Source organism: Streptomyces sp. STR69 (assembly GCF_024519455.1).
GTDB lineage: Bacteria > Actinomycetota > Actinomycetes > Streptomycetales > Streptomycetaceae > Streptomyces.
In genome coordinates this window covers 70,868-82,110 of the sequence record NZ_JALJRY010000005.1, presented here as the reverse complement: position 1 = coordinate 82,110, position 11,243 = coordinate 70,868, and the positions used below count along the sequence as shown (strand labels likewise).

The following is an 11,243-nucleotide window of genomic DNA, read 5'->3' as shown; positions in this document are numbered from 1 at the left end:
ACCCAGGGGTCACCGGGCGACACCACTTCCGGATCCCCGCGTCCAGCCAGCGTCCAGAGTTCGAGGTCCAGACGCTCGCACAGCCCACCCAGCTATAGATCCGTCCGTCCCGGTTCACCGACGCGGCGGTTACGACGATCACCGGGAGAGAATGATATGTGAGGGGAATGTAAAGACAGGGGGGCAACAGTGGGAGCGGACGGGGTAGTTGGGGACAGCGGGAACGGGGCTCCGTTGCTGGGCCGCTCCGTCGAGTTGGCCCGGTTCGACGCGCTGCTCGACCGTGCGGCAGGCGACGCGCGCGGCACGGCGAGGGGCGAGGAGTCTGGTGACAGCGGCCGTTCCCGGCTCGTCGACATCACCGGTGAGGCCGGCATCGGCAAGAGTCGGCTGCTCGGCGAGGTCTGCGCACGGGCGCGCCGACGCGGAATGACCGTACTGCGCGGCAGAGCCACGGAGTACGAGCGGCAGGTGCCGTTCCAGGTGTTCACCGACGCGCTCGCCCACCTCGGCCCGAACGCCCTGGACGGCTTCCAGGAGACCGACGCGGTGGCGCCCCTTCTTCAGCGGAGCGGCGCGGTCGACCGTTTCGGACTGCACCGGTCCACGGCCGTCCTGCTCGCCCGGCTCGCCGCCCCGTCCGGGCTGCTGCTGGCCCTCGACGATCTGCACTGGGCGGACCCGGCGTCACTGGAACTGCTGGACCATCTCGTACGCCATCCCCTGCACGCCCCCGTCGTCCTGGCAGTGACACGCCGTGACCGCCAGAGTCCCGAGTCCCTCGCCGCCAGGCTCACCCGGGAACTCGACACCGGCACGGTCATCAGGCTCGGCCTGAGACCGCTGAGCGCACGCGACTGCGCCGAACTGGCCGGCCCCGGCCTGGCGCCCGCCGAGACCGCCGCGCTGTACGCCACGAGCGAGGGCAACCCGTTCTACTTCCTGACCCTCCTCCAGTCCCACCGCGGGCGTACGACGGCCGAGTCCTCGGCACCGCCCGGGCTCGGCAGCCTGCTGCTGGACGAACTGACCGTGCTCGCCCCCTCCCGGCGCGGCATCGTCGATGCCGTGGCGGTACTGGGCGAGCACGCCACCCCGGCGATGGTGAGCCGGGTGACCGGCCGCTCCGGCACCGCGTTCACCGCCGACGTCCACGCCCTGACCCGACGCGACCTGCTGCGCTCCGCCCCGCAGGGCCTGCTGACCCTGCGGCATCCGGTCGTACGAACCCTCGTGCACGAGAGCACGCCCTACCTCAGGCGCGTCGAGATCCACCGACTCGCCGCGCAGGAACTGACCCGCGCGGGCGCCTCCGCCGCCGAGCGCGCCCACCATGTGGAACAGTCACTGACCACCTGGGACCCGGCAGCGGTGGCCGTACTCGAAGAGGCCGCCGCACGAACCGCCCGCACGGCCCCGGCGAGCTGCGCCCACTGGCTCGATGTGGCACTCCGCCATCTTCCGCACACTCCCGAACACGCCTGTCGGCGCCGGGAGTTGGTCCTGAGGCGGGCCCGCGCCCTGGCTGCGTGCGGTGGCCTGCGCGAGAGCCGCGACCTGCTCCAGGAGCTGATCGCCACCCCGCGGCGCTCATCCGGTGGCCCGGCCACCGGCGAGAACCAGGGCCTCAGAGTGCGCGCGGTCGTCCTGTGCGCGCTGGTGGAGCGTCATCTGGGGCGCTGCACCGAGGCAGTCGCGCTGTTACGCCGCGAGCTGGCCCGCGACCCCGCACCGGCCGACGTCGTCCGGCTCGGCCTGGAGCTGGGCTCGGCCGCTCCTCAGGACAGCGACACCTCGTACGCCCAGGTGCGCACGGAGGTCGAGGGGGCGCTCGCGGCGGCCCGGTCCATGGGGGACGAGATCGGGGAGGCGGGCGTCCTCGCCGTAGCAGCCCTGGGAGAAGCGTACGAGGGCAACATGACCGCGGCGCACGGCCTCGCCCGGCAGGCCGCCGCCCTGGTCGACTCCCTGCCCGACAACGACCTCACCGCGCTGTGCGAACCACTGGCCCGACTCGGCTGGGCGGAGGCCTTCCTGGAGCACTACCCGGACGCCGAGCGGCACGCGGAGCGCGGCCTCGACATCGCCCGCCGCAGCGGTCAGCTCTATGTCGTGCCCCATCTGCTGCTGTGCCTGTCCCATGTCCGGGTCCAGACCTGCCGGATCTCCTCGGCGCTGGAACTCGCCGACCAGGCCGAGGACATCGCCCGCGGGATCGGCAGCGACCAGTTGCTCGCGTTCGTCCTGGCGAGCAAGGCCGCGGCACTCGTCGCAGCCTGCCCGCCGGGCGATCCGCGCCCTCTCGCCGTCGCCGAGGAGGCGGTGGCCGCGGCCGGTACCGGGGTCGACTGGTGGGCCTCCACGGCCTGGTGCATCTTCGGCTGGGCCGCGCTCATGGCCGGCGACCCGGTCCGCGCCCGGGACGCGATGCTCCGGGCGGGCGGCCCCGAACTGCAGCGGATCCAGCCCTCGATGCGGCCGCTCTACCTGGAGATCCTGGTCACGGCCGCACTGGTGACGGGCAGGTCCGAGGAGGCCCGCGGCTGGGCCGAGCGAGCGTGCAAGGAGGCAGAACAGCTGAGGCTGCCGATGCTGCGGGCGTCCGCGTTGCGCAGCACCGCCCATCTGCCGCTGACGCAGGGGGACACGGCTGGGGCAGCGGACCTGTTCGCGGAGGCCGCGGCGGAGAGCGCCCGCTGCGGCGCGGTCTTCTGGGAGGCCTACTCGCTGCTGCTCGGCGCCCCGCTGGAAGCGGCGGCGGGCCATGGCCGGGACGGCACGCGCGCCTGGCTCCGGGGGCGCCGGCTCGCCGAGGCGGGCGGCAGCGGAATGCTGGTCGGCCTCGCCGACGCCAACCGTCCGCCCGGTGACGGTTCCGAGGCTCCGTACGGATCCCCGGAACACGCCCAGCTCACCCAGCGGCTGGCCGCCCTGACCGCCCGGGAGCTGGAGATAGCCGAGCTGGTGTCGCAGGGGCTCACCAGCCAGGCCATCGCGGACCGGCTCTACGTCAGCCGGCGTACCGTCGAGACCCATGTCTCCCGCGCCTTCCGCAAGACCGGGGTCTCCTCGCGTACCGCCCTGGCCACGCTGATGGCCCGCCGCCGCACCGGGGGCCGTTTCGGGGACGCCCGCACGGAGCAGGACTGACTGGGCCTGGTCCAGGCGGCCTCGGCGGTGATCGGTGCGCCGCTGCGAACCGGCCACCGCGGTCTCGGCCGGGAAGCCGCCTACCTGACGTCGACGAAGTCGCCGGGTGCCGTCGCGGCGCCGGTCGTGGTGGTGCCTGCGAAGACGAAGCGGTAGTAGCCGTCGGAGCCGGCCTTGGTGGTGGTGCTCAGGGTGCCGGTGCTGCTGGTCTTGACGGTCTTGAGGGTGGTGTAGGTGCTGCTGCCCTTCTTGCGGAACTGCAGCTTCACCGGCTGGGTCGCGTATCCCGCGTACTTGCCCGTGGTCCAGTTGGCGCGACTCAGCTTGCCGGTGACCGTGATGGTCTTGCCCTTCTTCACCGGCTCCGGGGAGGCGTTGGCGGTCAGCGTGGCGGCACGCTTGATGCTGGTCCTGGCGACGTCGTCGTCGATGCTGATGTTCACGTAGAGGTCGTAGGCGCCCAGGAAGAGTTTCCAGACCCCCGCGGTCCCGTTGCCGTCCTTGAAGTCGACCGCGGGGTCGATGGTGAAGACCGCCTTGCAGCTGTAGCTGAAGCCGTCCTGGACCGTCGTCTCTGTGCAGAGGGGGTCGTCGTCCGTCCCCAGGGCACCGGTGATGGTGTCCGTGCTCGAACTGTCGGTGCCCTGCCACAGGAACGCCTGGGTGAGGGCCAGCCCTTCCTCGTCGAAGGCGGTGAACGTGACGGGAACGGCCTTCTTGCCCGTCACGCCGAGAACGATGTCCTTGCCCTTGTTGACGACGCCGTCCTTGAAGGTGGTGCCGCCGATGGCGTCCTTCGGCCGGACGTTGTGGGAGGCGAGGGATCTGAGATCCGTCGCCGCATCGTAGTGCTCCGCCCCCTGGGCGGCGCCCGGAAGAACGAGCGCCGAGAGGACGAGGGCGCCGGAAAGGACGGTGGCGGCGGTGTACTTACGCATGTGATTTCCCCAGAGTGAAGTGAAGAGGTCAAGAAGCCGGCGCGCGCCGGGCCCCGCGGAAGGGGCTCAGGGAGTGGCTCAAGGAATGGCTGAGGGAATGGCGGAGGGCGCGGAAGTGCCGAAGATGTCGCCGAGGTCGAAGCTGCTTTCGGGCGTCGGGTACAGGTCCGTCGGCTGGGAGCCCGGTGCCGGTACATCGGCCGGGTCGGCGGTGGGCTTGCCGTCCGGGCTGCACACCTGCGGTGCCGAGGGCTCGGACAGTTCGTAGTCGGCGACCCGCTGCGACCGGAAGTCCACCGTGGCGCGCCCCGAGACGTCCGGTGCGCCGCCGACGTCGACCTCCTTGGGCAGTTCCTTGCTCGTCAGCGGCTTGCCCACGGTGATCGAGAGAAGGGCGCCCTCGCAGGGGCTGCGGTCCGTCGCGTAGAGGGACGCGGGCAGGGGGATCTTCTGGTCGACGCCCGCGTCCGTGTGGAGTTCGACGCGTTTCACCCGGCGGATGTCGAAGTAGTAGCTGGGCCGCAACCCGTTCGAAAGGCGTTCGCCGTCGGCGCCGTCCGCGACTCCGTACACCAGCTTCCAGAACTCGACCTGCACAGTGATCTTCCGGCAGAGCGGTCCGTTGTACCCCGGCAGGCTGACGACGCTCAGCCCCTCGTCCACATAGTTCTCCTGGGGCGTGTCGACGACGAGCCGAACCCAGTCCTTGGAATCCTCGGCCGTCCACCCCGTGTTGTCGTGGCAACCGGACGCCCCGGTCGGATACAGCGGAGTGAGAGAAGGAGTCGGCGAAGGGCTCGGCGACTCGGACACCCCCGTCGCACTCTCGGACGGGTCCCCGGAAAGGGAGGTGCCGTGGGCGCTCGAACAACCCCCGGTGAACAGGACGGCGACGGCAAGGACCGCGACGGCAGGCACGAGGGAGTGTTTCGGCCCGGGTATGCGCTTCGACCCGTATCTCACTGGTCGAACCAGTTCCTGGCTTCCGCGGAACTGAAGCCCCGCAGCACGACGAGAGCGAAGGCGATGCTCGGGACGACCCCGACCCCGCCCCCCTGGAACAGGCCCAGCACACCGCTCAGCAGGCTCAGCGCCTCGATGACGATGACCGTGACACGTATCCCGTTCGACCGCTTGCCCGCGAAAACACCGCACAGCAGGAGCGCCCCCGCGATCAGCAGCGACAGCACCGCCACGAACCGGAGCAGCCCGGCCCCCTCGTCCTGACCGTGGTCCACCGCGTCGTTCACCACGGCCAGCAACAGGAATCCCGCCGCCAGGTTCAGCACGGCCTGGACCCATACCCCGACCATGGCCAGCCTGACGTTCTTCGGCATCTGCGCTTTCACGCTCGGTGTCGTCATGACCGCAAGGAAACGGCACAGGTGTCAGGGACACGTCGGTAGGAGTACGTATTCCATATACGTACGTGCCGTCGCCGTCCTGCCGGAGCGATCTCCTCCGCCGTCGCTTCGGCGCGCGGAATCACGCTGGCTGCTCTCGGCGACGAGGTCCGCAGGCACGAGACGCGACTGCGCCCGGGAGGCGTTGTCCGAGGATGGCTTCGGGGCACGGATCCGGCCGGGGCGCCGCCGACCGCGGGGACCTCACGCCCGCACAGGCACCGCTGGTGCTGCGCTCCCTGCTCACCGCCTACATCGACACCACAGTGCACGGCCCGGCAGCCTGCCTGTACGCGTTCGCCAGGCATCCCGAGCAGTGGCAACGGCTGCGGGAACGGCCGGAGTTGGCACGGGTCGCCTTCGGCGGGGCGGTGCGCCGGCAGTCGCCGGTGCAGGCTTTCTTCCGCACCGCCACCGCCATCGCTGGCGTCGTCGTCATCCCCGAGGGCACCAAGATCCTCATGTTCCTCGGCGCCGCCACCCGCGACCCGGCTCACTGGACCGACCCCGACCGTTTCAACCTCACCCGCACCCCTCCGGGGCGACGAACACGGTCCAGCCGTAGCGGCCTGCCGACGCGTTGTCCTGTGCCATGCTCTGCGGACGGCTCGTGGAGATCGATCGGATCGACCGGCTCCTGACGGACGCCCGCTCAGGCAGGAGCCGGGGGTCTCCGTTCGCACCCGCAGACCGGCCGGCCGGCGCCGCGAGGCTTCAGTTGCTCGGCCAGGTGCTGAGTGCCTGGTCGACGACGCGGTGCATGTCTTCTCGACTGGCGCCGCCGGCGGCCTGTACGGCGAGGCCCTGCCCGACGGTGTGCACATAGCGGGCGAGGGTATCCGGGTCGGCGGTGAGTGGCAGGTCGCCCTCGGCCTGGGCTTGTTCGAACCGTTTCCGCAGGGCGGCCACTCCGGCCTCGCGGCGTTCGGCCAGGTCGCGGCGGACCGGTTCGCTTTCCGGGCCGGCGGCCAGCGCGGACTGCACCAGCAGGCAGCCGCGCGGGCAGCCGGGCGCGGTGTGGGCCTCCACGCCTCCGTGCAGCATCGCCTGGGCCACCTCCCGGGCGGTGGACAGCTCAAGTGCCGGGGCCACAAAGGCTCCCGGACCCTGCACATAGCGGTCGACGGCCTTGCGGAACAGCTCCTCCTTGTTGCCGAAGGCGGCGTAGATGCTGCGCCGGTTGATCCCCATGGCCTCGGTCAGCGCGGCGAGCGAGGCACCTTCGTAACCCTCGGACCAGAACACCCGCATCGCCACCTCCAGCGCCTCGTCGGTGTCGAAGGACCGGGGCCGTCCCGTGCTGGGCATCGAAGCCTCCTTGAGAAAAGTTCGCCGCCACGGAAGGAATCCCGTGGTTGCTCAGGTTAGTGTCATCATGGATATAGTAACCGAACAGTTCGGTTCGCAAGTGAAGTGCTGAAGAATCGGAGACACCCATGGGCACCCAGCTCGCCCCCGGCACCACCCGGTCCGGCGTACGGCCCCTCGACGGCAAGACCGCCCTGGTCACGGGCGGGTCCCGGGGCATCGGTGCCGGGATCGTGCGCCGTCTGACCGCCGACGGCGCCCAGGTCGCCTTCACCTACGCCAGCGCCAAGGACCAGGCGAACGCCGTGGCCGAGGCGACGGGCGCCCTGGCCGTGCAGGCGGACAACGCGGACCACGAAGCCGTCCGGGCCGCGGTCAGCCACACCACGGAGCATTTCGGCGGACTGGACATCCTCGTCAACAACGCCGGCGTCTCCCACGCCGCGCCGGTCGAGGACTTCCCGCTGGCGGAGTTCGACCGGATGATCGCCGTCAACGTCCGGGGCGTGTTCAGCGCCGTCCAGGCCGCCGCTCCCCACCTCGGCCAGGGCGGTCGCATCATCACCATCGGCAGCGTCATCGTCGACCGCGTCCCCTTCCCCGGCGCAACCGTCTACGCCCTGACCAAGGCCGCTGTCGCCGGTCTCACCCGCGGCCTGGCCCGCGAACTCGGTCCGCGCGGTATCACCGTCAACAACGTGCAGCCCGGCCCCACCGCTACGGACATGACCCCTGTCTCCGGCCCGTACGCGGAATCCCTGAAGCAGCTCATGCCGCTCGACCACTTCGCCGAGCCCGCCGACATCGCCAGCGCCGTCGCCTATCTCGCCGGCCCCGAAGCCCACTTCATCACCGGCGCCAGCTGGAACGTCGACGGCGGCATCGCTGTCTGACCGCCCACCCCGGGCGGCCGCAAGCAGGCGCGGTCCACCGGCCTCCGGCCGCACCGCCGTGCACGACAACACCCACCGTCACAAAGGACGTACCACGACCATGAACGCCTTCACCACAGCCTCCACGACCGCCGTAGCCGTCGAGTCGGAGGAACCGCTCAGCCCCGGCTACGACGCGGCGACCAAGGACGACGCCGAGTTCAACAAGCACTTCCGGCACGGCTTCACCACCATCGACGACGTACAGATGCACTACGTCATCGGCGGCGACGGCCCGCAGGTCATGGTGCTGCTGCACGGCTGGCCGCAGAGCTGGTACGAGTACCGCCAGGTCATGCCCTCTCTGCTGCCCGGCCGCACCGTCATCGCCATCGACCTGCCGGGCCTGGGCGACTCGACCGGGAACCCGCACTCCAGAACCAAGGCGGTCCTGGCCACGTACGTCCACAAGCTGCTCGACCACCTCGGCCACCGCGAGAACGTGCAGGTCGTCGCCCACGACTTCGGCGTCAGCGTCGCCTATCCACTGGCCGCCCAGTACCGCGAGCAGGTGTCGGGCCTGTTCCTCATGGACTACGGCCTGACCGGCAAGAACCTGAAGTTCGCCGCCATCGAGTCGATGTTCTGGCACTTCTCCTTCAACAAGCAGCGTCCCCTCGCGGAGGAACTGGTCACCGGCCGGGTCGAGACCTTCCTCACCCACTTCTTCCAGGGGATGAGGACCGCCGGCGAGAACATCTCCGCCGACGAACTGGCCGAGTACGTCCGGCTGTACTCCCGCCCCCAGGTCCTGCACGCCGGCTTCGAGCTCTACCGGACCGAGAGCCAGGACGAGGCCGACAACACCAGATTCCAGGAAACCCCGCTGACCATCCCGGTCCGCATGATCACCCAGGCCGGCCTCGCCGAGATGGTCCTGACGCCCCTCCAGGACGCCGCGCCCCACGCCACCTCCGCCGATGTCCCCGGCGCCGGACACTTCCTCCTCCACGAAGCACCCGACCACGTTCTGGCCGAGATCAACGCCTTCTACCCCATCGACCCCACAGCCTGACCGACTTCGAGAGTCGGCACCCCGAGGTGAGAGGAAAACCCCTGATGAACAGCCAAATCACTTCCGCCCGCGATGTCCCCACCCGCCTGTTCGCCGCCTTCGACGCGGGCGATATCGATGCGGTGGACACCCTGGTCTCGCCCGATCTCGTCGACCACAACCTGCCCGCAGGGGCTCCCTCGGCGATCGAGGGGATGAAGGGGATGGTCGCTGCCATGCGCGACGGGTTCACCAACCCTCACCACGAGATCGTCTACCAGGCCGAGACCGACGACGGCTGGGTCGTCTCCCAGTGGGTGGTCACAGCGACCCACACCGGCCCTTGGTTCGGACTGCCCGCGACCGGCCGTGACGTGACCTGTTCCGGCATCGATCTCGCGCGCGTGGTCGACGGCCGGATAGTCGAGATCCGGCACGTCGAGGAACTGCTGCAACTCCAAATGCAGATGCAGCTCACCGACTGAGGCAGCAGCAAAGACGCATCAGCCGGCGTGAGCCGACCGGACAAGAACCCCCGGCGAAGAGTCGAAGTCGATCGCCCCATGGACCCTTCGCCGGGGGTTCTCATGGCTCACGCTGTTGCCCCGTCGGCTCCCGAAGGCCGTCTGACGACATACCGGAGGCGCCCGCTCCATCGACATGGTGCAGAGAAGCATCAAGGCGCGGTCCCGCACGCCATCACCGGCAAGAAGTCCAAGTCCCGGTCAAGCGCATCCTGCAGGGCACCGAGATCGAGCAGGTGGCCGACCGCGGCTCGACCGACGATGCGGCTCGTTCCAGACACACGCCCGTCAGCCCAGCCGTCTAAAGGCCCGCTGCAGCAGCGTCCGCAACAGGGCCGCCTCCTCGGCGCCGAGGGCGGTCCTGATGTGATCCTGTTCGCGTTCCACCGCAGCGGTCCAGCGGGGCAACACCTCGCTTCCCCGCTCGGACGCGAAGACCAGGACGCGCCGCCGGTCGGCCTCGTCCACCCGGCGCAGGACGAGGCCGAGGGACACCATGCGGTCGACGACCTTGGTCAGGGTCGGTGCCGTCAGCAGGGCGAACTCGGCGACTTCGGCCATCGCGTGGCCGGCGTCGTCGGCGAGGAACGACAGCACGCGCCATTCCTCGAGCGTCGCACCCTCTGCCTTCAGTGCCTCGCCGAGCCGTTGGACGACGCTCCGCTCCACGAGCGTGAGTGCTCGCGCCAAGTCGAGTTCGGATACGGCCGCCGGGGTCGTGGTCATCGCCCTGCCAAGTGTCGTCGTGGTGTGAGGGTGTGCTCCGGCGGTCGCGGCCGTGCAGGCCGGCGCGACAGAGAAGTCACATGAAGTGGTTCCACGATACAGTCATTTCCTTATCGTCGTGAAATATTCTCGTAGCAACCAATCGCTAGTGTGAGCCCTATGATCGAGAAGGCGTCTGTCCGGCTCGGCTCTCCGGCAGGCCGGACCCGGGACGCGCTGGACGTCGCCCTGGTGATACCGCTCCAGGGCCCCGCCGGGATCTTCGGGCCGTCCTGCGAGAGTTGCGCCCAGCTCGCGGCCGAGGAGGTCAACGCCGACTCGGGCGTGCTGGGCCGGGAGCTGCGGCTCGTACTCGTAGACGGCGGGGCACCGCCCGAGCAGGTGGCGACCGAGATCGACGCACTGATCACCGGCGGCGTCGTCGACGCGGTTGCCGGCTGGCACATCTCCGCCGTCCGTGAGGTCGTCGCCCCGCGCATCGACGGCCGTGTGCCGTACGTCTACACCGCCCTCTACGAGGGGGGAGAGCGGTCACCCGGCGTGTTCCTCACCGGCGAGACCCCAGGACGTCAACTGCGGCCCTCGCTGCAGTGGTTCGCCGGTGAACTCGGCATCCGCCGCTGGACGATCGTGGGCGACGACTACGTCTGGCCCCGCTCCTCCGCCCGCGCCGCCCGCCGCTACCTGCGGGAGCTGGGCGGCGAGGTCTGCGACGAGATGTACGTGCCTCTCGGCACCAAGGACTTCGCCCCGGTCCTGGCCCGGGTCGCGGCCAGCGACTGCGAGGCCGTCCTCATGCTGCTGATCGGCGACGACGCCGTGCTCTTCAACCGCGCGTTCACCGCCGCCGGACTCGACCGCGACCACATCCGGTTCAGCTCGCTGATCGAGGAGAACGTCCTGCTGGCGACCGGGCCGGAGAACACGCGTGGGCTGATGACCTCGGCCGGCTACTTCGAGGACCTGCCCACCGCGTCCGGCCTCGACTTCGCCGCCGCGTACGGGCGCCGCTTCGGCCCTGCGGCACCGGTGCTCAACAGCCTCGGCGAGTCCTGCTACGAGGGCGTGCGCATGCTCACCGAGTTGCTGCGCCGTGCGGGCGGCACGGACATGGACAGGATCCAGGCGACCGCCGAAGGCCTTGAGTACGAGACTCCGCGCGGCACCGTCCAGATCCGCGACCGCCACCTGCACCAGCGGGTGTTCCTCGCCGCGGCCGACGGACTGCAGTGGGACGTGCTCCAGCAACTGTCGTAGGCGACACCGCG

11 protein-coding genes are annotated in these 11,243 nt (G+C 70.1%); 6 read left to right on the top strand and 5 right to left on the bottom strand.

Annotated features, from left to right (window positions below; all coding sequences use genetic code 11):
* Positions 1-234: 234 nt before the first annotated feature.
* A complete protein-coding gene (locus tag OC490_RS10820) occupies positions 235-3,150 on the top strand; it encodes a helix-turn-helix transcriptional regulator (RefSeq protein WP_262057655.1) in 2,916 nt (971 codons plus the stop codon).
* Positions 3,151-3,230: 80 nt separating this feature from the next.
* Here the strand turns inward: OC490_RS10820 and OC490_RS10815 are convergent, their stop codons facing one another.
* The 3 genes from OC490_RS10815 to OC490_RS10805 form a co-directional block, all read right to left on the bottom strand.
* The gene (locus tag OC490_RS10815) at positions 3,231-4,088 is read right to left on the bottom strand and encodes a hypothetical protein (protein ID WP_262057654.1); all 858 of its coding nucleotides are present in this window, start codon (positions 4,086-4,088) and stop codon (positions 3,231-3,233) included.
* Between the two features lie 78 nt (positions 4,089-4,166).
* Entirely contained in the window at positions 4,167-5,006 is an 840-nt protein-coding gene (locus OC490_RS10810; protein WP_262057653.1) for a hypothetical protein, read from the bottom strand.
* A 41-nt stretch (positions 5,007-5,047) separates the two neighbouring features.
* Positions 5,048-5,452, bottom strand: a complete 405-nt coding sequence (locus OC490_RS10805; protein WP_262057652.1) for a hypothetical protein — start codon at positions 5,450-5,452, stop codon at positions 5,048-5,050.
* A gap of 194 nt (positions 5,453-5,646) precedes the next feature.
* Here OC490_RS10805 and OC490_RS10800 point away from each other — a divergent pair, with 194 nt between their 5' ends.
* Entirely contained in the window at positions 5,647-6,132 is a 486-nt protein-coding gene (locus OC490_RS10800) for a cytochrome P450 (RefSeq protein ID WP_262057651.1), read from the top strand.
* A 73-nt stretch (positions 6,133-6,205) separates the two neighbouring features.
* Here the strand turns inward: OC490_RS10800 and OC490_RS10795 are convergent, their stop codons facing one another.
* The gene (locus OC490_RS10795; protein WP_262057650.1) at positions 6,206-6,799 is read right to left on the bottom strand and encodes a TetR/AcrR family transcriptional regulator; all 594 of its coding nucleotides are present in this window, start codon (positions 6,797-6,799) and stop codon (positions 6,206-6,208) included.
* Positions 6,800-6,927: 128 nt separating this feature from the next.
* On the opposite strand from OC490_RS10795, the gene OC490_RS10790 reads away from it, so the two are divergent.
* The 3 genes from OC490_RS10790 to OC490_RS10780 all read left to right on the top strand — a co-directional run bounded on the left by OC490_RS10790 (position 6,928) and on the right by OC490_RS10780 (position 9,210).
* Entirely contained in the window at positions 6,928-7,692 is a 765-nt protein-coding gene (locus tag OC490_RS10790) for a 3-oxoacyl-ACP reductase family protein (RefSeq protein WP_262057649.1), read from the top strand.
* A 100-nt stretch (positions 7,693-7,792) separates the two neighbouring features.
* Positions 7,793-8,746 (top strand): alpha/beta fold hydrolase, encoded by a 954-nt coding sequence (locus OC490_RS10785; protein WP_262057648.1) that lies wholly within the window; start codon positions 7,793-7,795, stop codon positions 8,744-8,746.
* 44 nt (positions 8,747-8,790) lie between these two features.
* The gene (locus OC490_RS10780) at positions 8,791-9,210 is read left to right on the top strand and encodes an ester cyclase (protein WP_262057647.1); all 420 of its coding nucleotides are present in this window, start codon (positions 8,791-8,793) and stop codon (positions 9,208-9,210) included.
* Positions 9,211-9,537: 327 nt separating this feature from the next.
* On the opposite strand, the gene OC490_RS10775 is transcribed toward OC490_RS10780, so the two are convergent.
* Positions 9,538-9,975 (bottom strand): MarR family winged helix-turn-helix transcriptional regulator, encoded by a 438-nt coding sequence (locus OC490_RS10775; RefSeq protein WP_262057646.1) that lies wholly within the window; start codon positions 9,973-9,975, stop codon positions 9,538-9,540.
* Positions 9,976-10,134: 159 nt separating this feature from the next.
* Here OC490_RS10775 and OC490_RS10770 point away from each other — a divergent pair, with 159 nt between their 5' ends.
* Complete coding sequence (locus OC490_RS10770) at positions 10,135-11,232, top strand: substrate-binding domain-containing protein (RefSeq protein ID WP_262057645.1); 1,098 nt, start codon at positions 10,135-10,137, stop codon at positions 11,230-11,232.
* Positions 11,233-11,243 lie beyond the last annotated feature (11 nt).